We start from the raw sequence: 22,249 nt of genomic DNA on the forward strand, positions 1-22,249 counted from the left end.
CGCCTAGGATGCTGTAATATTGTCTTAAACGGCTTTTGTAATAGCAGCGCAGTCCACTTCATCACGGCGAAGGTCATTCCATTGCCGTCATAAACGCCGGTACTTGTTGTTCGAAGAATTTCGAAAACGATGCAATGCGCGGGGGCAGCGCTTGATAGGGCGGATAATAGAGCGTCAGCCACAAATCCGGCGGCGACCAGTTCTGCAGGACGTGGACTAGCCTTCCGGTGCGCAGTTGCTCGGCTACGTGGAACTTCGGCAGCATGGCGACACCCGCCCCGTCGGCAGCCATACTTGCGAGGACTTCGCCGCTGTTGGCGCTAAACGCGCGCCCTGCTGAGATGTTGGTACTGCCACTGCCGTCCGACAACGCCCAGTTCTCCCGTTTGCTCGCGCCGCTGTATGCAAGGCAGTCGTCAGGGGTCAGCTCGCTGGCATGCTTCATGTTTGCGAATCGGCTCCCTGGAGCGGCGACGAGGATACGGCGCACGACACTGATCTTCCGCCAGATCGTGAACTTGTCGGACGGTGCGGCCGAGATGCGGACAGCGAGGTCGTAGTCGTCATCGATGATGTTTACGAGACCGTCCGTCAGGGAGATTTCGAAAGTGATCTTCGGATAGCGCTCCCTGAAGCCCGACAAGATAGGTGGCAGAATTTGCTGACCGAACCAGGTCGGCGCGCTGATCCGCAGCCGACCGTAATCGGCCTTGTGCGTGTTCATCACGTCCTTGCGGGCGTTCTCCAGCGCAGCCATCGCCGGCTGGATCTGCGCAGCGTAGATCGCCCCGTCGGTCGTCAGCGACACCTGACGCGTGGTCCGGACAAAGAGCTGCACCCCAAGGTCTTCCTCCAAGGCGGCGATCGCTCTGGTGACCGCTGCGGGCGTCATGTCCAGTTCGCGCGCGACTTGCGCAAAGTTTCGCTTCTCGGCAGCCAGAAGAAAGGTTCTCAGAGCCTTATAGTCGTTCATCTATTATTTCATCCCGGACAATTCACTCGCAAGTTTTATTGCAATTCCGACGGCTGATCAACTGGCGTAGATTTTCAATCACACCACACGAACAACGCAGCTACGGAAAGACAAGCATCATGATCAAGGAAATCAACGGACTGCATCACATTACGTCGATGGCAACTGATGCCCGTCAGAACAACACGTTTTTCACGGACACCCTTGGGCTACGCCGCGTAAAGAAGACCGTGAACTTCGACGATCCGAACGTCTACCACCTCTACTATGGCGACGAGGCTGGTACCCCCGGCACTGTCATGACCTACTTCCCATTCCCCGACGTGATGCGCGGCCGCCCCGGCGTTGGCGAAGTCAGCGAGACACAGTTCGCCGTTCCGGAAGGCTCTCTCTCCTTCTGGCAGGATCGCCTGACCGCGAAAGATACGAACCTCCTCGAAGCAGATAAAACCTTCGGCGCCAACCGCCTGCGCTTTATCGGTCCGGATGGTGAAGGTCTTGCCCTGATCGAAACGGCCGGTGACGTCCGTACTGCGTGGAACGGATCCGGCATCGCCGACAGCGTCGCCATCCGTGGTTTCTCCGGCGCGCGTTTCCGCCTGCACGACACAGCCGCCACCGCTGAACTGCTCGAGTTCATGGGCTACCAGCGCACTGAGACCGAAGGTGCCGTCACCCGGTTTATTATCCCCGGCGGCAATGGTGCCGACACGATCGACCTTGAGGCCCTTCCACAGACGCCCTTCGCAAGGCAGGGCGCGGGTTCGGTTCACCACATCGCCTTCGCTGTCGAGAATCGCGCAAAACAGCTCGAAGTCCGCAAGGTGCTGATGGATACGGGTTACCAGGTCACCCCGGTCATCGACCGCGACTACTTCTGGGCGATCTACTTCCGCACCCCCGGCGGCGTGCTGTTCGAAATCGCCACCAACGAACCCGGTTTCAACCGCGACGAAGACACAGCGCACCTTGGCGAGGCTCTGAAGCTACCGGGCCGCTACGAGCCTTACCGTGCCCAAATCGAGGCCGGGCTTACGCCACTTGCGGCCTAATGTTCCAGCCAGGTTGCTTTCCGACAATCCAGCGTCCCAACGTTCAAGACGCGCAGCGATCCCTGCCCCATTTGCTATCTTCAATCCAACTAGAAGGAAAACACGAGATGTCTAACAAGCTTCAAGTCCTGACCCCGCAGAACAGCCAGATCATCTTCATCGACCAGCAGCCCCAGATGGCCTTCGGCGTCCAGTCGATCGATCGCCAGACTTTGAAGAACAACGTCGTGGGCCTTGCCAAAGCAGCCAGGATCTTCAATATCCCGACCACGATCACCACCGTCGAGACCGACTCTTTCTCGGGCAACACCTTCCCCGAACTGCTCGCCGTCGTCCCCGACAACGACATTCTCGAGCGCACCTCGATGAACTCCTGGGACGATCAGAACGTCCGCGATGCACTTGCCAAGAACGCCGCCAACGGCCGCAAGAAGATCGTCGTCGCTGGCCTGTGGACCGAGGTCTGCAACACGACGTTCGCCCTCTCCTGCATGAACGATACCGACTATGAAATCTACATGGTCGCGGATGCCTCCGGCGGCACGTCTGTCGATGCGCACAAATACGCCATGGACCGCATGGTGCAGGCGGGTGTCGTTCCGGTCACCTGGCAGCAGGTCCTGCTGGAATGGCAGCGCGACTGGGCCCGCAAGGAAACCTACGAGGCGGTTACCTCTCTGGTGAAGGAGCATTCCGGTGCTTACGGCATGGGCATCGATTATGCCGTCACCCACGTTCACGGCGGCTCCGAGCGGGTGAGCCACGGCAAGCGGATCGGGCCGAACCCAGCCAAGTAAACCCGGCATCGCTCCGGCAGGACGCCACCTGCCGGAGCGAATTGCTTCCTCCAAAGCGAAGGGTCTCCTCCATGAAAATCTATCTCCTGTCACTCGGTGCCGGCCTGCTGGTGGGCGTGATCTACAGCCTGCTCAATGTCCGTTCGCCCGCCCCGCCTGTCGTCGCTCTCATCGGTTTGCTTGGGATCCTCCTCGGCGAGCAGCTCGTGCCGCTGGCAAAAAGCATCTGGACTCGCGAGCCTGCTGCCCTTTCCTGGCTTCATCAGGTAAAGCCGCACATGTTCGGCCACCTCCCGCAAGGCGGTCCGAACGTGGTGGAGGTGACCTCCCCCCACAAAGTTCCGACCTCGGGGAAAAGCTGATGACGACGCGCCGCACCTTCCTGGGCGCAGCTTCGAGCCTCGCCTTTTCAAATCTGTTTTCTGCGGCCCATGCCGCCGATCCCGTCAAGACCGGAGTCGCCCCAATGTATGCAGATATCGTCCTTCATCATGGATTGATCACCACGCTCGACCGCACCAACCCGAATGCCACGGCGATCGCCATCAAGGATGGCTTGTTCATGGAAGTGGGCAGCGACAGCGAGATCATGGCGCTTGCCGGACCGAATACAAAGGTGATCGATCTAAAGGGCAAACGTGTGCTGCCCGGCCTGATCGACAACCACACCCACGTCGTGCGTGGCGGTCTCAACTACAATATGGAACTGCGTTGGGATGGCATCCGCAGCCTTGCCGACGCCATGGACATGCTGAAGCGGCAGGTGGCGATCACGCCAGCCCCCCAATGGGTGCGAGTCGTCGGCGGTTTCACCGAACATCAGTTTGTCGAAAAGCGCCTGCCGACGATCGAAGAGATCAACGCGATCGCGCCCGATACTCCGGTTTTCCTGCTCCATCTCTATGACCGGGCGCTCCTGAACGGCGCCGCACTTCGTGCCGTCGGTTACACCCGCGATACGCCGAATCCGCCGGGCGGGGAAATTACCCGCGATACCGATGGCAACCCGACTGGCATGCTGCTGGCAAAGCCGAATGCCGGCGTTCTTTATTCGACGCTCGCCAAGGGGCCGAAACTGCCGTTCGACTACCAGGTCAATTCCACCCGCCATTTCATGCGCGAGCTGAACCGGCTCGGCGTCACCGGCGTCATCGATGCCGGAGGCGGTTACCAGAACTACCCGGACGACTATGCGGTGATCCAGAAGCTGTCGGACGAAAATCAGCTGACTGTCCGGCTTGCCTACAATCTCTTCACGCAGAAGCCGAAGGAGGAGAAGGAGGACTTCCTCAACTGGACGCAGACGGTCAGATACAAGCAGGGCAACGATTATTTCCGTCACAACGGTGCCGGCGAAATGCTGGTCTTCTCCGCCGCCGATTTCGAGGATTTTCGCCAGCCGCGCCCGGACATGGCCCCGGAAATGGAAGAGGACCTTGAGGGTGTTGTGCGCATTCTCGCCGAGAACCGTTGGCCTTGGCGTCTTCACGCGACCTATGACGAAACGATCAGCCGCGCGCTCGACGTCTTCGAGAAGGTCAACAAGGACATCCCGCTCGAAGGCCTGAACTGGTTCTTCGATCATGCCGAGACCATTTCCGATCGCTCGATCGACCGCATCGCGGCCCTTGGCGGCGGCATCGCCACGCAGCATCGCATGGCCTATCAGGGCGAATATTTCGTCGAGCGATACGGCCACGGGGTCGCCGAGGCGACGCCGCCGATCAGGCGCATACTCGACAAGGGCGTCAACGTTTCGGCCGGCACGGACGCGACGCGTGTCGCTTCCTACAATCCTTGGGTCTCGCTTTCCTGGATGGTGACTGGCAAGACCCTCGGCGGCATGCAGCTTTATCCGCGTGCCAATTGCCTCGACCGTGAAACGGCGCTGCGCATGTGGACTGAAAAGGTTACATGGTTCTCGAACGAGGAAGGCAAGAAGGGCCGCATCGAAAAGGGCCAGTTCGCTGACTTGATCGTGCCGGACAAGGACTTCCTCTCCTGCGCCGAGGATGAGATCTCCTTCCTCACCTCCGACCTAACAATGGTCGGCGGCAAGATCGTCTACGGCGCCGGCGACTTCAAGACGCTGGACGAAAACGACGTGCCACCCGCCATGCCGGACTGGTCGCCGGTGCGCAAGTTCGGCGGTTATGCCGGCTGGGGCGAACCGGAAGGGGCTGGTCGCCATTCCCTGCGTCGTACTGCAATCGCCTCCTGTGGCTGTGCCAGCGATTGCGGCGTACATGGTCACGACCATGCCAGCGCCTGGACATCGAAACTGCCGATAGCCGACCTCAAAGGCTTCTTCGGAGCTCTCGGTTGCTCGTGCTGGGCGGTGTGAAGCGACGCCCGCATGGTGCTCAGCGAATGGAATGGGTAGCGGATTGCGCTGCCCGCTCGACCTACGAGCGCAGATTTATTGCGATAATCGCAATTAATTCAAAACTATTGATGCAATTGTTGGCGGCAATCTTTCCGGCCAATATCGCTCCACAAGCCGAAACAGTGCCGCTCGGTTCGACCGGCCAACACTACAGGAGCAGACATGATTGATCATTCTTCGTCCACGGGCCGCCTAAGCGCGCTTCTCGCGGGTGCCGTCGCGGCGCCGGCAACGCGGTCCCTAGCGCTTCTTGCTCTCTGCGCCGCCTACATCCAGGGGCCGCTAACCAAGATCTTCGACTTTAACGGCGCCATTGCCGAAATGGAGCATTTCGGGCTTCACCCGACAACGTTCTTCGCCGGTGCCGTCATTGCCTTCGAGCTTGCGGCCTCCGCCATGGTGGTTTCCGGCTTCGGGCGCTGGGCGGGTGCTCTGGCTCTCGCCGGTTTCACCCTTCTCGCGACCCTCGTTGCGCTTCGATTCTGGGAAATGCCTTCCGGGATGGATCGCATGATGGCAATGAACGCCTTCTTCGAACATCTCGGTCTCGCTGGCGCGTTCGTGATCGTAGCAACAATCGATATCGCCAAGGGAACGAGTAAATGAGCGTCACAAAATCCTCCGGTAGCTTCGCACCGCTCCGTCACTCCGTCTTCGCGGTGCTATGGGCGGCCACGGTTCTGGGCAACACCGGCAGTTTCATGCGCGACGTCGCCAGCTCTTGGCTGATGACCGATCTTTCCGCTGCCCCTGCGGCCGTCGCCATGGTGCAGGCGGCCGGCACGCTGCCGATCTTCCTATTGGCAATCCCGGCAGGCGTTCTCTCGGACATCCTCGATCGTCGTAAGTTCCTGATTGCCGTGCAGATCCTGCTTGCCTCGGTCAGTCTCACGTTGATGGCTCTTGCCCATACAGGATTGCTCACCGTCAGTTCACTGATCGGACTGACCTTCCTTGGTGGTATCGGTGCGGCGCTCATGGGACCGACATGGCAGGCGGTTGTGCCCGAACTCGTGCCTCGCGAAGATGTGAAGAGTGCCGTCGCTCTGAATTCGCTGGGCATCAATATTGCGCGCTCAATCGGTCCTGCGGCTGGTGGCTTGCTGCTTGCCGCTTTTGGTGCCGCCGTTACCTACGGCGTCGACGTTGCGACGTACGTCCTCGTCATCGCGGCGTTAATCTGGTGGCCGCGCGCCAAGGATGCCAACGACGCGTTGTCGGAAGGGTTTTTCGGCGCCTTCCGGGCAGGACTGCGTTACACCCGCGCCAGCCCGACGCTTCATGTCGTGCTGCTTCGAGCGACGATCTTCTTTGCGTTCGCCAGTGCTGTCTGGGCGCTGCTTCCGTTGGTCGCGCGCCAACTCCTGGGCGGTGACGCCAGCTTCTACGGCATCCTTCTCGGCGCTGTCGGTGCAGGTGCAATCGGCGGTGCGCTCGTCATGCCGCGGCTGCGGCAGCGTCTCGATGCCGACGGCCTGCTACTCGGATCTGCGCTCGTGACGGCGTTGGTCATGGCGGCGCTGTCGCTGGCTCCACCCCAATGGCTGGCGGTCGTTATCCTTCTGTTCCTCGGTGCAGCATGGATCACCGCCCTCACTACTCTCAACGGCGCCGCGCAAGCGATCCTGCCGAACTGGGTGCGGGGGCGGGGCCTTGCCGTCTATCTGACTGTCTTCAACGGTGCGATGACCGCTGGCAGCCTCGGCTGGGGTGCTGTCGGCGAAGTTGCCGGCGTGTCGGGCACATTGGTGATCGGTGCGGGCGGACTGCTCGTGGCTGGACTGATCATGCACCGTATCAAGCTGCCGTCGGGCGATGCCGATCTGGTCCCGTCAAACCACTGGCCCGAACCACTCGTCGCAGAACCGGTTCCGCATGATCGAGGCCCGGTCCTGATCCTGATCGAATACAATGTCGAAAAACATCATCGCGCCGCCTTCCTGCATGCACTGGACAAAATGTCCCACGAGCGGCGGCGTGACGGTGCCTATGGATGGGGTGTGACGGAAGACTCTGCCGATCCGCAAAAGATCGTCGAATGGTTCATGGTGGAATCCTGGGCTGAACATCTCCGACAGCACAAGCGGGTGTCGAACGCCGACGCCGATCTTCAAGGTCAGATGCTTGCCTATCATTCAGGGACGGACAAGCCTGTCGTCCGGCATTTCCTGGCAATCAACCGGCCCGGCGCGGCTTAAGATGGCCAGCAGAGAGCCTCCATTGTTGCGAAAATCGCAATCAATTCGAAGCTATTGGTGCAATTGTCGGCATTGGCTCTCGACTGCATATCGCGCTAACGGACGAACACAGCCTGAGGGCACAAGACAGGGATCGCAGGACGCGAAAATGACTGAGAACTACCCTTCCATCACGCGCCGCGGCGCATTGCTTTCCGGAGCTGCCGCCGCCGCGGCCATGGTGCTCCCCTCGTCGTTCGGCTTTGCGGCCAACATTGCTTCCACCACCGCCTCAATTAAAGGAGACAATACAATGGGCTACATCACCACTAAGGACGACGTCGAAATCTTCTATAAGGATTGGGGTCCGAAGGATGCCCAGCCGATCGTCTTCCACCATGGCTGGCCGCTCTCGTCGGACGATTGGGACGCACAGATGCTGTTCTTCCTAACCAAGGGCTATCGCGTCGTCGCCCATGACCGACGCGGTCACGGACGCTCCGCGCAGGTCGCAGACGGTCACGATATGGACCACTATGCCGCCGACGCCTTCGCTCTCGTTGAAGCCCTCGACCTGAAGAATGCCGTTCATATCGGGCACTCGACAGGTGGCGGTGAAGTCGCCCGCTATGTCGCAAAATACGGTCAGCCTTCCAGCCGCGTCGCCAAGGCTGTTCTGGTCGCCGCCGTTCCGCCGCTGATGCTGAAGACCAAGACAAATCCCGGCGGCCTTCCGATGGAAGTCTTCGACGGCATTCGCAAGGGCGTTGCCGAAAACCGCGCGCAGCTCTTCGTCGACTTTCCCACCGGTCCATTCTACGGATTCAACCGTCCCGACGCTAAGGTCTATCCTGGCGTCATCCAGAATTGGTGGCGGCAGGGCATGATGGGCAGCGCCAAGGCGCATTACGATGGGATCAAGGCCTTCTCGGAGACCGACCAGACGGAAGACCTGAAGGCAATCACCGTTCCGACCCTCGTCATGCACGGCGACGACGACCAGGTCGTGCCGATCGACAACGCCGGCAGACTGTCCGTGAAGCTGGTGCAGAACGGTACTCTCAAAGTCTACAAGGGTTATCCGCACGGCATGCTGACAACCCATGCCGATGTCCTGAACGCCGATCTCTTGAAGTTCGTCGAGGGCTGATTAGTGAGCCGGGTGCGGCTGTTAGCGCCGCATCCGGATTCGCGCGAAACAATCCCATCCAAAATGGTCCTCATCAGAACATTCCTGGGCTTCTTCCTCAAAGCCGAGATCGACGGGAATGGACGTGGGAAAGATCGTAGCGTAGCGCCGCTCGATCGTGAATTCTTTTAGTGCCGGTTGCGTGAGCGCCACTCCCCCGGAGTGACTCCCACGGCCTTCGTGAAGGTCTCGACGAATGTGTGCTCATCCGCAAAACCGCACGTTTCAGCCACTTGGGCGATGGTCTCACCGGTCCGGCTCAGTTGTGATTGGGCCTTGTTCATTCGACACGCCGAAATCCATTCGAGAACGGACTGCCCAGTCGTATTCAAGAAGCCGGAACGGAGCTCATCCGATGAAAAACCGGTCGCGTCGGCAATCTTATCGACCGGTATGTTGCCCGATAAGTTCGCAGCTATGTACGTCTTGATGCGCTTTTCCTGCATAGGAGACAGCTGACCGCTGGCCAACAGGCGCTGGGCGGGCGACCGTCCGTAACGGTGCGCGAGATGGGCGTTTAACGCCAGCCCGATATGCGGAAGCAGCGTATCCCTTACCTCTTCCGGCATATCGAACATCGGCATCAGTGCTCCACCAATATTGCGGATCACCTGATCGTCAACCCCGCGACAGGTCGCAAGGTCATCGACGCGAGGTTCTCCTGCATCCTTCGCCAGCTCGGCAAAATGCGAGCCCGGGATATGAAACGCAAGGGCCTCAAACCGACCGCGAATGGAGATTGCGGCTCCATCCTTCAGGCTGATTAGACAAATCGAGCCCCTGGGATACCTCTTGAAAGGTGCCGGAGGTCGGCCTGGCCAGATGTCGGAATGGTCGACATCGACGAGATAAAGCATGACCAGGAAGGCGTCATCGGCCGGAAGGAAAACAGGATGCTCGCCGTCTTCATAGGAGTGGTCAAGATGAACGACAGAGAGCTTCGCCTCGCGAAGAGGCCTGATCGCCAGCGCCCTCGCTGCCTCGACACCAAAACATGCCGCAATTCTCTCACTGGCCGCCAACGCTTCACTCACATGTGTCTCGATCATCCGGGCTGGGGACTGTATAGCCGTCCGCTGAAATGCCACGCCTTGAAGGTTCCTATACACCTTTCAAACGTCTATCTTGAACAAAAGCATCCTCGTCGAAGAGATTCGGCGACCTACCAGAAGTCAGCGCGGAAGGCCTGAGCCACCAAAGTGGGTCAGAACCCAGCTCCAGCGACTTCAAAATGAAAGCTGTGCGTCTTGGTTCCTATTTCCGACCGTCACATCAAATCACCCGCTGGACCGGCGACGGACGGTTTTGGATGTCCTCTGAAGCAGTTGTCGATCAACCAGGCTTTGGCAGGATCGGATATCGCGGTCTTCCGCAAGGGAACGAGCGTCATGCAGCTCGACCAGGTCAAGACATCGGCAAGCGATCGAGGTTTCGTTGTCGGCGTATCTTCGCTCGGTGGCCATACGCGGCGCATCTATCATCAACATCATGCGACCAACCACGATTTTACGGAAAACTCGATCTATATCCGCGATCTCTCCGAAGGCTACAAGGCAGATCTTAGCGGTCCTTTCGATTTCCTTCTGCTTGAAATTTCGCCTGCGTCTCTCATCAGGATTGCCGAAGGCGCTGAACTTCCCGGTGTGACGTCGCTGGCAGCCGAAACCGCTTCAAAAGATATCGTGCTTGCCAATCTTTGTCGCGCCTTGATCCCGGCACTCGAAAAACCCGAGGAAGCAAGCGCGCTGTTCGTCGACCAAATGGCGACTGCCATCGGGACCTATCTGGTCCAACGCTATGGCGGTCGGCCCATCGCAACCTCCAACAGATCACGAAGCCTGTCGCGTTCGCATGAGCATCTGGCGAAAAGTCTGCTTCTCGAAAACCTCGACGGCAACATCTCGATTTCGGAGGTCGCGAAGGTTTGCAATCTGTCTCGCGGCTATTTCATTCGCGCTTTTCGGGAAACGACCGGGATGACACCATATCAATGGCTTCTCAGCGAGCGGGTAAATCGCGCCCGGGAGTTGCTTCGGGCCTCGAACGCGCCGCTTGCAGAGGTGGCCATCGCCTGCGGCTTCGCGGATCAGAGCCATTTCACGCGGGTTTTTTCGAGTATCGCCGGCCTGACGCCTGGCAATTGGCGCCGGAACTCCTGAGTTAGTATTTTGGGCCCTGTGGATGCGATGTCGTTGCAGCTGTCCTTTGAACCGGTCTCGCATAAGCCTCGCCGCCTCGGTCGCATCCGCAGGACGCCATCGCCGTCAGTGGCTCAGGCTCCGCTTAACGGCGACGCAGAAATTCCAATCCCCGAACGTTTTTCCACATTATACGGGCGTCTGTCCAGAAAGTAGGTCCGCTCGAGGATGCTGGCGACGAAGGTGTGACCTTATAAGCCGCTGAATTATTCCGGCTCTTGACAAATTTGAAGAAAATGCCGCTCTTGGCGTGTCTCTATGTGCAAGCAAGGAGACAATTTCGGATGAAGCATTTCCCCTATATTGGCTCTGGCCCTTACTGCTACGCAAACTCATTTGCGATGATGTTCGGTGACTGCGCTCCATCTACTGCAGTGATCGAATTTGCGACAGGCAGTCCATTTGGAATGCAGTTGGTGGGCGGTAGGCTACCCTTCTTCGATCCTTATGGATGGACGCCGGAGGCAGGCTTTGACAAAGCGTTAGAGGCGATGGGTTGGGAGTCGGACGTGTCGGCGGGCGGGAACGAATCCGGCGCACTCCATCGGCTGAAGACGGCACTTCGGCACGGGCCGGTTTGGACCGGTCCGGTCGAGATGGGTCATTTGCGTCATCAGCCCGGAATGAGCGGGCCGATCGGCGCCGATCACTATCTCGTCGTCCTCGACGTGCGGGACGATCGCGTGGAAATGCACGATCCGCAAGGTTTCCCTTACGCTAGCTTGCCGCTCTCCGATTTCATGGCTGGGTGGCGAGCTGAAACGCTCGACTATGGGACGCCTTACACGATGCGGACCAATTTTCGGCAAGTGCGCCAGGTTGCCGAAGAGGGGATCATCCGCAGCTCCATCCCCGCCGCTATCGAATGGCTGTTGATGGAGACTGCCCAAAACGTCCCAGAAGGCAGCCTTGGCAATGCTGACGCCGCGCTTCGCCTTGCCACACTCATCGAAGAGGGTGTGAGTGATAACCTGCTGGACCATCTCATTCATTTCGCTGTCCGGGTGGGAGTGCGCCGTCTCTCAGACGCCGCAACTTGCCTGGCGCGCGTTGGCAATACCGAGGCTTCTTTAGTCATGGCTCGACAAGCCGAGACCAATGTCAGTGTTCAAACTGTCAACATGGCATTGCTGGTCGCCTTAGCGGCCGCTGATTTTGCCAAGGTAAATTGGCCTCGACGCTCGAAGCCGCATCGAAGGCTTACTGCGACAGTGCAGTTCCTAGCTCGACATAGGTCTCCGCCAGACGTCGGAGGCTTTTTGCGGCTGTTTGACCATCTCTGATGACAAGAGGGTACTGCAACGACCCGACAAGGCTCTCCTGGCGTCGAGATCTGAAGCGGTGCTAACGACGCTCCGCGAGGTAATTTCGCGCGGCATCAGATTCGCCCCCTGGAGTTCGCCGAGTGGCGCAAAGTATGGGAGGCGGCCTGACACTGTCGGAGTGACGCCCCCAGCAGCTCCAGAAATATGAGCGGGGTCTCAGCCGCATTAGCGTAAGTCTCTGCAGAAGATGACTATGGTTCCGAACGCGCCTGTCTCTCTGGTCATTGAGGCATCCAAAGGGGATTACCTGCCGCACGTTCTATCGCCCCGCCATCGCGCTTAGGGGCGAGATCAACCCGATCTCGTTCGCCGCGTGGTTTCCACGACCTGCTGAGCGACGTAGAATAACAGCAAGACGGCGGCATTGAACTCCAGTAGTTCTTCCACCGCAGAGAGTGTGCGGGTGGTCGTGGCTACATCGACAACCTGCGCCACGCCGATCAATCCGACGTGGAGGAAAATCAGAACGTGGTTCGAAATCCGCGGCCATCTTGCGTCAATGCGCGTGTTCCATACGACTCTCAGCGCAAAGAGTAGTGTGCCGAGAGAAACGGCAAGAATGAGTCCAATCAATACCCAGCCAAGACTTGGGCTCAGATCGCCGAGAAGCCGGTAGGCCAGGATCAGCAAATCGTGGAATCCATCGAGTTCGCCTCCACCGTAGAGAGCTGGCGGTTGAAATCCAAGGATGCGAGCGCCAAAGCTTGTCTCATCCATCAACTCGACGAGGCCAAGCAGGCCGCCCAGCAATAAAGCCGCACGCGGCCCAGATACGACAGCAGCTGAACCTGCCAAAAGCACAACGCTTGCCAAGCATACGGCGCCGCCGGTTTCGATGATGCCGTCTTCGCCGAGAAGAACGCCTCGGGCACCTGGCAAGAAGACGGCCGTCAAGGCACTGCCCACCGTGCAGAGCGCGATCACCGTTATGGCCCATATGAGTCAGCGATATTGACTGATTTGCCGTAGCAGATCGGCAAAGCCAAAGCGTGTAAACGTGGCAACGTCATCCATGTCTTCTGTGCGAATTTTGAGATTTTCCAACGCTCTACCGTGTCATCTGATTGTCATAAACATAGTGATCCCTCGAATGGCTGACCAATAACGTTGGCGTTCAGAACGTTTCAGCTGCGTATATTCGGCGCGCGCAGCGCGCGCATGGAGGCTTTCGTGGGCTTAGTAAACGCAAGCATGTATAGCCGTCGCTCCTGTTGGAACGGCTGGGTAACGGATTGGCGCCGGAGCTATTCCGCGGCATGTGACACTTTTTTGATCGGCTCTACACTTGCGTTGCCGTAATCACGAGTGTCGTTTTCTTGCTTAGCGACAGCTGATGTAATGCCAGCGCCTCTGGCTTTGACAGAGATCGGAAAAGTGTGTTTACTGTCCTCAGTCCCAGGACAGAGGACAGTCACTGTGAAGAGCCAAGACATAGTTGTCCTGCTGAAGCTGCTGAGCCTGCAAGACCAAGAACTCGCGAAGGGTGCAGATCAACTGCGATCTGAATCTCTCGGGGGCGACCCTTACTCAGTGCGGAATCTTGAAGCATTGCTCGGGATTAGCAAGACCGAAATCTCGCAATCGATAAAGAGAAGCGTCACTTCCGGGATCGCGCGGAAGGATATTCGCTCGAATGAACCCCGGCCACACCGGCGAAATCTGTTCGAATTCGTTACCCATGGGCTGAGGTTTGTGTTTCCGGCACAAGTCGGGCCCATGCAACGGGGTATTCCAACGGCGTTTGCCGCGCCGATGCTCCAGCAGCTTCTCGTCAGCGGCGGGACCTATAACTACGTGTGGCCCTACGCCGCCGGACGAGAGATGGGGCAGGCGATCGATCCCCTCTTCAAGAGCGTGCCGGAGGCCGCTTTGAAAGACGATCGACTTTATGAGTACCTTGCACTGGTGGATGCGATCAGGCTTGGTAATCAGCGGGAAGTAGGTCGCGCCACCGATCGCCTGAAATCGAGGATCTTGAGCAAATGACCCCGATCCGCGATCAACTACTGGAAATGCTCAAATTCGTTGCAGCCGCGCTTGGCGAGGACCTGCGTGAACGCCTGGTCTTTGTGGGTGGCTGCACAACTGCGTTATTCATCACCGATCCAGTAACGCTCGAGGATGTTCGCGCCACCGATGATATCGACCTGATCGTGGACCTTTGCCGGCCTAGCGGAGTGGGCTCAGCTTCTCGAACAGCTTCGCGAGAGAGGGTTCAGGGAGGCTGCCGACGAAACCGTAATATGCCGCATGCGCCTCGGTGCGCTTAAAGTCGATTTCATGCCTGATGACGAAACTATTCTGGGCTTCAGCAATCGCTGGTACGCGAAGGGCATCGATACGGCGACGCAGCACCAGCTTTCGGAAGAGCTCACTATTCAAGTGCTGACGCCTGCGCTCTTTCTTGCGACGAAACTTGAAGCCTTCGCCGGCCGCGGAAACGACGATCTTTTCACAAGCCGGGATGCGGAAGACATCCTTCTTGTCGTCGACGGAAGAGAGGGCCTCCTCGACGAAATCACCGCTGCCGAGGGCGACGTTCGGGAGTTCATCGCCAGCCGGTTTCGCGCACTGCTGGGGCACGCTGACTTCGATGATTTCCTTGAGGGCAATATCCGCGGTCCTGCCGGCCGCGTCGATATCGTGCGGGACCGCTTCGTCGCTATAGGCCAAAGTGCGGATGACATCGCAGATGAACATTGAAGCTCTCTGGCTCAGCCAACAAGGTACCCCGACCTCCGACAATCGCGATCATGCCGGGATCGGCATACGTCGCAGTGAATTCTTGAGCATTGTGGTGGACCAGCCAACGGCGACTTCGCCCGGGCAATCGTAAGAATGTTGGTGGACTGGTTTGTCGAATCCAGCGAGGCAATAACAGCAGCTGTCATGGTGAAGGCTCTCAAGCAGGTGCACGAGATTTTGCGCGAGCAGTATCCGCGAGGGTCCGCGAGCATCCTCATAATCCACGCAAAAGGGCGGAATTCTATCACTGTCCTCCATTCGGGAGACTGCGTGCTCGGAGAGGTCGACACGGATGGTTTGATCTCCTGGCAAACCAGCCCACACACCTTGACCAATGCCTTGGCCGAGATGCCCTTGAAGGATATCGCAACATCCCCGACCCGCCATTTGCTGACCAAAAGCTTCCGCGCGCGGGAGTTGGAGCCTCTCGAAACCCTGGAGCGCGAGGAATTTTCGGGCTGCCTCCTGCTTGCCACAGATGGCTTCTGGGCTGAGCTGTCCGAGACAGACCAGGCCAGATTCCTTGGAGGCGACCAATCATCCACTGACACAGAGCGGGACGATCGAAGCGTCTTGCTGCTGCGCATTTCCTTCGGCAATCATCTCGCGTTCGTCATGCACGACAAGTTCTCACAAAATCTCTATCGACGAACCGCTGATGTCGAATGCCCGACCTGAGAGATAGGTGACGTTTCGTACCGGAGACATGGGTAACACTTTTCGCTTTTGGGCGGGAGGTGTTGATGCCGTGGAAAGAGACTTCGGTGATGGAGGAACGTCTACGATTTGTCGCCCGGCTACTAGAGGGCGAAGGCATGAGCGATGTGTGCCGTGCATTCGGCATCTCGCGCAAGACCGGCTACAAAATCTTCAATCGCTATAAGGACGACGGCCTGGAGGCGCTGACGGATCGGTCTCGACGGCCGGTGCGTTATGCCAACCAGCTGCCTGAGCCGGTCGAGGCGATGATCGTCTCGTGCAAGAAGAGCAAGCCGCATTGGGGTGCCAGGAAGATCAGGGAGCTTTTGGTGAAGCGCCTGGCCGGCGATGTGCGCGTGCCGTCGAAGAGTACGGTGCATGCCGTTCTCGACCGGCACGGCCTGGTCGCCCATGCCCGCAAGCGGCAGCGACATCGAGCCGAAGGGACAGCCTTGTCACAGGCATTACTGCCGAACGATCTTTGGTGTGCCGACTTCAAGGGCGAGTTCAAACTTGGCAATGGTCAATACTGTTACCCATTGACGGTCACCGACCAGGCGTCACGTTATCTTCTCGCCTGCGAAGCCTTTGAGTCGACGCGAGAACGGGCTGTCTTCGACGCGTTCCGCCGGCTGTTTATCGAATGCGGCCTGCCGAAGGCGATCCGCAGCGACAACGGCTTGCCTTTCGCCAGTCCAAACGGGCTCTACAATCTGTCGAAGCTGTCGGTGTGGTGGCTGAGGCTCGGGATCACGCTGGAGCGCATCAGGCCGGGCCGTCCCCAACAAAACGGCCGGCATGAGCGCATGCACCTGACGCTGAAGAAAGAGGCGACCAGACCACCCGGCAAAAACATCCTTCAGCAGCAGGCCCGCTTCGACGCTTTCGTCAGCGAATTCAATCAGGAGCGGCCGCACGAAGCGCTCAACATGAAGGTGCCGGCAGATCTCTACGCCGCGTCGTCACGCCTCTATCAAGGCCTGCCGGAGATCGACTACCCCTTCCATGATCGGGATGCGCTGGTGACCAATTGCGGCCGCATCTGCATCTATCGCAAGAAGATCAACATATCGACCGTGCTGGCTCGCAACGGTTGCCTATAGGGAAGCCTGATACGCATTTCGTCCACAGCGTGATGGGGATGTGCGTCTCATCAGCACCTATTTCGGCGTCTACACGGCTTGAAACAGCAACCACGAACCGTTGTGCACCAGCCGTCGTTCTTTGCAACAGGGACGCATGGAACCGCGACAGGATGCGTTATTCCAAAAGGTAGGTTGTGCATCTCCCGATGCCGCGAATATTGATGATTTCCCGGCGGGCGGGCATACGCCCTTCGCCAATTGCATCGAACGTCGCTTGCGATATCTGAATTTGACCTGGTGCGCCGCAAGACTCCATGCGACTTGCAACATTCACCGTATGTCCCCAGACATCATAGACAAAGCGTTTCCGACCGATTAGGCCAGCGATGACCGGCCCGCTATGAATGCCAATCCGCAAGGTGAGCGCTGATCCATCATCGACTCGTCCAGACATTTCGGCCAGCAGTGCCTTGGCAAACGCAACGCCGGCGACGGCGTGATCCACGCGAGGGTCCAGTAGTCCCGACGCGGCCATATAGGCATCACCGATGGTCTTGATCTTTTCGATGCCATATTGATCAGCAAGTTCGTCGAAACGACTAAACAGGTCTCCCAGTCTCCGGACTAGTGCTGCAGCCGGCGTTCGCGCTGCAAATTCCGTGAAGTTGACGATGTCGGCGAAAATAATAGTCACCATATCGATGCGATCGGCGATCACTTCCTCTCCGTCCGCAAGCCGCTTCACCACCTGCTTCGGAAGAATCGCATGAAGTAGGGCGTTTGCCCGCTCCTTCTCGAATTCTATCTGCGCCAGATATTGCTTTTCGCGCGTTCGCCAACGACGACGCTCGAGGCAGGCGGCAATGCGGGCTTTGAACAGGACGGGATTGATTGGTTTGCGGAGATAGTCCTCGGCCCCCGCCTCAATGCAACGGGCAACGGCGTCGTCATCCTTCAGGCCGGAAATCATCACGACCGGGATCTCGCGAAAGTGTCGGTCCGATTTAAGCTGGCCGAGAAGCTCTATACCGTTCATGTCCGGCATCAGGATATCGGCCAATACGAGGTCGAATTCCTGCTGATCGAAGATACGAATCGCCTCTTCGCCGGAGCTTGCCGCTACGACGGTGTGTCCATCGCGGCGGAGTCGTCTGGACAGGAGATCGCGATTTGACGCCGTGTCGTCGACGATGAGGATACGTCCTGCGCGTTCCGTGACGGCCGAAGAACGGGTCGCCATTGTCCTAGCCAGATCGGCGGCAATCGTTCCATCGAATTTAGGCTGAAATTCCTGATCCGCATCAGGAGGCGACCCATCAAGTGTTTCGTCAATCTGCGCAAGCAAATTGCGGCTTTCACGAATGACCTTCGACACATCCTCCAGCAGACGCGCCGGCAAGGTATCGGCGAAGTCCTCGATCAACATCTCGGAATAGCCGAGGATGGCATTCAGGGGCGTTCTGAGATCATGCCGTAAAAGCCTATCGAGCGAGGGGGCATTCCCACTCTCCGGCGTTTCGATGTCGAGAAGCCGCTTGATCAATGTATTCAGCTCCCGGGCGGCGCTCAATATCCTTTCAAGGTCCGGCAAAGCATCACTGGGTCCCGCTTCACGCACCTCTTCCGTAATCAGTTCCTGATAGCCCAGAATGGCCTGGGCCGGATCGACGATGTTTTGGGCGATTCTGGCGATATACATCCGATGCCCGATGTCCCGAGATTGAGCCACGATCGTCACCCTCCGGTCAAACGGGCGATCTTGTCGAGCAGACCCAGCAGTTCGATCGGTTTGGTGTCGTAGTCGTCACAACCGGCCTCGATTGCCTTTTCACGATCGCCGGCCATGGCATGGGCGGTAAGTGCGATCACCGGTATGGCAGCAGTGTTGGGATTTCTTTTGATCCGCTTCGTTGCTTCCCAGCCGTCGATGACAGGAAGGCTCATATCCATCAGAACCAAGTCCGGCTTCGTGGTCACGGCCGCCTCGACGCCGGCGAGCCCGTCCGTTGCGCTGACAACTTCGTAACCACGTTTCTCCAAGCGGCGGGTGAGCATATCGCGGTTCATCTCATTGTCCTCGACAAGAAGAATCTTGACCATCCGAACATCTCTCCTCACGCCTCTTCCTTTTGCGGAAGATGCCGCTTTAAAGCTGCAATCAGATCGGTGCGACCTTTGGTTCCCTTTCTGACTACTTCATTCGCGCGAACGCCCAACCAATCCAGCTCTTCTCGCGTCAAATCTTTCGAAGTGACGATAACGACTGGGATATCTGCCAAGTCGCGCCTGTCTTTGATCGCCTGAAGTAGCGTGAAACCGTCCATGTTCGGCATCATCAGGTCGAGAACCATAATCGTCGGCCGTCCGGCCTCGAGTTGTTCAAGACCATGGCGACCGTCGGCCGCCTCCCGAACCCGCCAACCCTCGCGGACGAGCACCCTGCGGAAAAGATCGCGGGTTGCGGGGTCGTCATCAACGATAAGCACATCATGGCGTGCTTCGCCGGCGACTGCGTTTAGGGTATCGACGAGTTGCTGAGGGTCGATCGGCTTGATCAGATGGTCCACGGCACCGAAGGCCAGGCCCATCTCGCGATCGGCGACAACCGTCGCGAGGATGACGGGAATATCGCAGATCGCCTTGTCCGACTTGATTTCACGCAGAACGGACCAACCGTCTTGACCCGGCATGATCACGTCAAGGACGATTGCGTCCGGGTGCAATCTACGGATTTTTGCCAAGCCCTCCTCTCCACCCGTCGCCTCGATCACGGTAAAGCCTGCGCCGCGAACGGCGTCGGAGACGAAATTGCGAGCCCGCGCCTCATCATCAATCACGAGAACTGTTGGATGCGCGCTCGCACCGTCCAAGGTATCGATTTGCGGCGCATTTTCCTGGACGATATCGGTTCTGGTGATCGCAGGGATTGTGAAGCGGAAGGTCGAGCCCTTTCCGAATTCGCTCTCGACGGAAATGGCACCACCCATCATCTTGACGAAATGCTGCGTGATGGTCAGACCGAGGCCGGTCCCGCCGTAATTGCGCGTCGTCGACGAATCCACCTGTACGAATGCATGGAACAGCTTTTGCTGCTGCTCCTTCGTCATGCCGATTCCACTATCACTGACGGCAAATTCGAGCCATTCACCAACTCCGTCCTCGTAACGCCGCACCGCAAGCTTAATCTCGCCGTTCTCCGTAAATTTGGCGGCATTTGAGAGAAGATTAAACAGATTTTGCCGCAACTTGGTCTTATCGGTCTCGATCTGATCCTGCTCGACGGAGGCACTCACCATCAGACGGTTGCCCTTCTTTGCGATCAACGGCGCTACGGTATTTTGAACGTCGGCAAGAAGCTGTCTTAGACTGAGGCGCTCGATGTAAAGCTCCATCTTGCCCGCCTCAATCTTGGAGAGATCGAGAACGTCGTTGATGAGCGCCAGGAGATGGCGTCCCGAGCCCTCGATCTTATTGAGATCCTCAATGAATCCGGTCTGTCCGAGATCGCTGGCATCCTCGATGAGCATTTCGCTATAACCGATTATCGCATTCAAAGGAGTGCGCAGCTCGTGGCTCATGGAGGCGAGGAAACGGCTCTTTTCTTCGCTGGCGACCTCTGCGCCACGCCTTGCCTCCTCCAGCTCCGCCTGTCGGTTCTTCAAATCCGAAATATCCGTGTAGACCGCCACGGTGCCGCCCTCCGGCGTCTTTCGCTTGGCAATGCGCAGCCATGTTCCATTGGCGAATTGCCGCTCGATCATGCCCTGCGGCTGGCGGTGACGCTGCATGGCCTCAGCGACCCAACTCTCAATGCTGCCGCTTCCGATATCGGTCGTGCCGCGTTCTGCCTGCGCACGAACGATATCTTCAAAGGCCCTTCCAGGCGTCATCAGGTCCGCAGTCTCCGGAAACAGTTGAAGATAGCGTTGGTTGACCAAAACCAGCCGGTCGTCCGCGTCAAAAAACGCGAACCCATCGGGAATGGTCTCGATCGCTGTCATCACCGTATTGCGCTGGCGCTCGGCAACCGCTTCAAGCTCTCGACGCTCGGCCTGGCTGTCACGCAGCAATCGCAACGTCTTTGAAAGTTTTCCGAATTCATCGCTGCCTTCGGGCGGCAGTTCGACATCCTCCTGCCCCCTCGTCAACTGCGTCATCGCCCTGTCGATCCGGCCGAGCGGCACCAGGATGGAGCGCAGCACCAGCCAGGTCATCAGAATGCAGGCCAATGTCGTCACGCCGGCTGCGATCAGAGCTCGTATATAGGTGTTGCGCGCCGTCGCATCGGCAGCGTCGCGCGCCAGATCGGCTTCGTTCTCGAGACGCTGTTCGAGTGACATAAGCACGGAATCGATTTGATCGCTATAGCTTCTGGCGGCCGCCAGCCGGGAGTTGCCTATGACCCTGTTGTCATTGGTGTAGGCGTCAACGGCCTCCATCGCCTTTTCAAAGTACGCGTTCGAACCTTGTAGGATCGTGTTCGCTTCATCAGGCGCGAAGACCTTGATGCGGGCCAGATCTTGTTCCAGCGCTTTGCGGGCTTCTTGCGCGCGCCGTTCCGAGAGGGTCAACAGGCTGACCGATAGATCCGTCAGCCAATAGCGGACCTCGCCAAAATGGCGATGCGCCTTGGCAGCATCGTCGAACATATGGAAGCGCGCATTCGCCTCCTCAACACGCCCCTGATTTTCACGCAAATCATGCGCCATGAAGGCGACGCTAAGGAGCAGCGCGCCCAAAAGCGCGGCCGAAAGGCAGATAAGGCGAAGCGGAATCTTTCGATCCATCAAGCGGCCGATCCGCATTGGAATGGGAACGGAGGCTCTCATTTGAACAGCGTGATGCTGATCGCACCGGCCAAATCGCCTTCAGCTTTACCCTCCTTCGGGTAGCCCGTTACATCGACATCGCCTTTGGGTCCCCCGTGACACGTCAGGCAGGATGCCGAGTAATATTCAGGGATCAGCATGCGAAAAGACTGGCGGCTGTTCACCTCCACCTCCTCGGTAAACGATTTGCCTTTTGGCCAATCGGGAGACAGAAAATTGCTCTCTATGACGCGCTGCTCCCAATCATCCGGCCGCGCCTTGCGATTGCGGATCAGCTCTTCCGGCGCCGTCACCTTCATCTTCGCCTTGTCGCCGACCTTTTCCTCGAAACGTTCATTGACCAACCGGCCGAAGGTCGAGGGAATGAACCCCTTGAAGCCTACTCCCTTCATATCGATCATGCTTTGATGTTCGTCGACAACTTCCTTTATCGCGGCGACCTGCGCATCGAACAATTGCTTATCGAGAGGGTTGAAATTCTGATCCGATACGGAATCGCCCTTGCGCTGGGCAAAGATCTGCAACGCTTCGTTGACGACACGTTGGCCCGTGAGATCCTTTTTTCCTAGGGATTCGTCGTTGATAAGCTTTTGATGACCCGAGATGACAGTCCGGCTGGCGCGCAATAATGTAGCGAGCCGTTCACCTGTAGTCATGTCATCTTCGTCGGCAACAACAAAGCCCGCCAAAACGCAGATCGCGGCCCATGCCCAAAAGACACCATATATCAGGCCACGCCGCATGTTGAGCCTCGTCGTATAGTAGCCGCGCTGCGATAATATCAGTTTATGCTA

The 22,249-nt window shown here is 58.2% G+C and carries 19 protein-coding genes and 1 pseudogene; 12 read left to right on the forward strand and 8 right to left on the reverse strand.

The annotated features are described in order from the left end of the window. Window positions 1–73: 73 nt before the first annotated feature. On the reverse strand, window positions 74–973 hold the full coding sequence (locus ACZ9DP_RS01980) for a LysR family transcriptional regulator (RefSeq protein WP_476199993.1): 900 nt from the start codon (window positions 971–973) through the stop codon (window positions 74–76). A gap of 119 nt (window positions 974–1,092) precedes the next feature. Between ACZ9DP_RS01980 and ACZ9DP_RS01985 the strand changes: the two genes are divergently transcribed. The 7 genes from ACZ9DP_RS01985 to ACZ9DP_RS02015 all read left to right on the forward strand — a co-directional run bounded on the left by ACZ9DP_RS01985 (window position 1,093) and on the right by ACZ9DP_RS02015 (window position 8,535). Continuing rightward, a complete protein-coding gene (locus ACZ9DP_RS01985) occupies window positions 1,093–2,025 on the forward strand; it encodes a VOC family protein (protein ID WP_476199994.1) in 933 nt (310 codons plus the stop codon). A gap of 107 nt (window positions 2,026–2,132) precedes the next feature. After that, the gene (locus ACZ9DP_RS01990; RefSeq protein WP_074071065.1) at window positions 2,133–2,822 is read left to right on the forward strand and encodes a hydrolase; all 690 of its coding nucleotides are present in this window, start codon (window positions 2,133–2,135) and stop codon (window positions 2,820–2,822) included. 71 nt (window positions 2,823–2,893) lie between these two features. Beyond that, entirely contained in the window at window positions 2,894–3,184 is a 291-nt protein-coding gene (locus ACZ9DP_RS01995; protein ID WP_476199995.1) for a XapX domain-containing protein, read from the forward strand. Further along, window positions 3,184–5,166 carry an amidohydrolase gene (locus tag ACZ9DP_RS02000; RefSeq protein ID WP_476199996.1) on the forward strand — a complete coding sequence of 661 codons (1,983 nt, stop codon included), beginning with the start codon at window positions 3,184–3,186 and terminating at the stop codon, window positions 5,164–5,166. The genes ACZ9DP_RS01995 and ACZ9DP_RS02000 overlap by 1 nt, the downstream gene beginning before the upstream one ends. Window positions 5,167–5,373: 207 nt before the next feature. Next, a complete protein-coding gene (locus tag ACZ9DP_RS02005; RefSeq protein WP_476202153.1) occupies window positions 5,374–5,814 on the forward strand; it encodes a DoxX family protein in 441 nt (146 codons plus the stop codon). Then, window positions 5,811–7,406, forward strand: a complete 1,596-nt coding sequence (locus ACZ9DP_RS02010) for an MFS transporter (RefSeq protein WP_476199998.1) — start codon at window positions 5,811–5,813, stop codon at window positions 7,404–7,406. Before ACZ9DP_RS02005 ends, ACZ9DP_RS02010 begins: the two co-directional genes overlap by 4 nt. A gap of 292 nt (window positions 7,407–7,698) precedes the next feature. Further along, the gene (locus tag ACZ9DP_RS02015; protein WP_476202155.1) at window positions 7,699–8,535 is read left to right on the forward strand and encodes an alpha/beta fold hydrolase; all 837 of its coding nucleotides are present in this window, start codon (window positions 7,699–7,701) and stop codon (window positions 8,533–8,535) included. A 167-nt stretch (window positions 8,536–8,702) separates the two neighbouring features. Here ACZ9DP_RS02015 and ACZ9DP_RS02020 read toward each other — a convergent pair whose 3' ends face one another. Next, window positions 8,703–9,608: a helix-turn-helix transcriptional regulator gene (locus ACZ9DP_RS02020; protein ID WP_476200000.1), complete on the reverse strand. Its 906-nt coding sequence runs from the start codon at window positions 9,606–9,608 to the stop codon at window positions 8,703–8,705. Between the two features lie 291 nt (window positions 9,609–9,899). On the opposite strand from ACZ9DP_RS02020, the gene ACZ9DP_RS02025 reads away from it, so the two are divergent. Both ACZ9DP_RS02025 and ACZ9DP_RS02030 read left to right on the forward strand, forming a co-directional pair. Beyond that, complete coding sequence (locus tag ACZ9DP_RS02025) at window positions 9,900–10,733, forward strand: helix-turn-helix domain-containing protein (protein ID WP_476202157.1); 834 nt, start codon at window positions 9,900–9,902, stop codon at window positions 10,731–10,733. Window positions 10,734–11,056: 323 nt separating this feature from the next. After that, window positions 11,057–12,055, forward strand: a complete 999-nt coding sequence (locus tag ACZ9DP_RS02030; protein WP_476200001.1) for a hypothetical protein — start codon at window positions 11,057–11,059, stop codon at window positions 12,053–12,055. A gap of 333 nt (window positions 12,056–12,388) precedes the next feature. On the opposite strand, the gene ACZ9DP_RS02035 is transcribed toward ACZ9DP_RS02030, so the two are convergent. After that, the gene (locus tag ACZ9DP_RS02035) at window positions 12,389–12,991 is read right to left on the reverse strand and encodes a hypothetical protein (RefSeq protein ID WP_476200002.1); all 603 of its coding nucleotides are present in this window, start codon (window positions 12,989–12,991) and stop codon (window positions 12,389–12,391) included. A gap of 522 nt (window positions 12,992–13,513) precedes the next feature. Here ACZ9DP_RS02035 and ACZ9DP_RS02040 point away from each other — a divergent pair. Continuing rightward, window positions 13,514–14,083, forward strand: coding sequence for a hypothetical protein (locus tag ACZ9DP_RS02040; RefSeq protein ID WP_476200003.1), 570 nt, complete (start codon window positions 13,514–13,516; stop codon window positions 14,081–14,083). A gap of 183 nt (window positions 14,084–14,266) precedes the next feature. Here the strand turns inward: ACZ9DP_RS02040 and ACZ9DP_RS02045 are convergent, their stop codons facing one another. Beyond that, entirely contained in the window at window positions 14,267–14,797 is a 531-nt protein-coding gene (locus tag ACZ9DP_RS02045) for a hypothetical protein (RefSeq protein WP_476200005.1), read from the reverse strand. Between the two features lie 315 nt (window positions 14,798–15,112). Between ACZ9DP_RS02045 and ACZ9DP_RS02050 the strand changes: the two genes are divergently transcribed. Together ACZ9DP_RS02050 and ACZ9DP_RS02055 are read left to right on the forward strand one after the other, a co-directional pair. Then, window positions 15,113–15,520: a hypothetical protein gene (locus tag ACZ9DP_RS02050; protein ID WP_476200007.1), complete on the forward strand. Its 408-nt coding sequence runs from the start codon at window positions 15,113–15,115 to the stop codon at window positions 15,518–15,520. Window positions 15,521–15,585: 65 nt separating this feature from the next. Next, window positions 15,586–16,626 (forward strand): annotated as a pseudogene (locus tag ACZ9DP_RS02055) (IS481 family transposase); the annotation flags it as partial. Window positions 16,627–16,801: 175 nt separating this feature from the next. Here ACZ9DP_RS02055 and ACZ9DP_RS02060 read toward each other — a convergent pair. From ACZ9DP_RS02060 to ACZ9DP_RS02075, 4 genes are read right to left on the reverse strand one after another with little or no spacing between them, the layout of a single operon-like run. Continuing rightward, entirely contained in the window at window positions 16,802–18,325 is a 1,524-nt protein-coding gene (locus ACZ9DP_RS02060; RefSeq protein ID WP_476200008.1) for an adenylate/guanylate cyclase domain-containing protein, read from the reverse strand. Window positions 18,326–18,360: 35 nt separating this feature from the next. Then, window positions 18,361–18,726 (reverse strand): response regulator, encoded by a 366-nt coding sequence (locus tag ACZ9DP_RS02065; RefSeq protein ID WP_074071048.1) that lies wholly within the window; start codon window positions 18,724–18,726, stop codon window positions 18,361–18,363. 14 nt (window positions 18,727–18,740) lie between these two features. Further along, a complete protein-coding gene (locus tag ACZ9DP_RS02070; RefSeq protein ID WP_476200009.1) occupies window positions 18,741–21,413 on the reverse strand; it encodes a response regulator in 2,673 nt (890 codons plus the stop codon). A 38-nt stretch (window positions 21,414–21,451) separates the two neighbouring features. After that, complete coding sequence (locus tag ACZ9DP_RS02075; RefSeq protein ID WP_476200010.1) at window positions 21,452–22,198, reverse strand: Tll0287-like domain-containing protein; 747 nt, start codon at window positions 22,196–22,198, stop codon at window positions 21,452–21,454. Window positions 22,199–22,249: the final 51 nt, after the last annotated feature.

It is taken from the genome of Rhizobium sp. USDA 4016 (genome assembly GCF_056279705.1).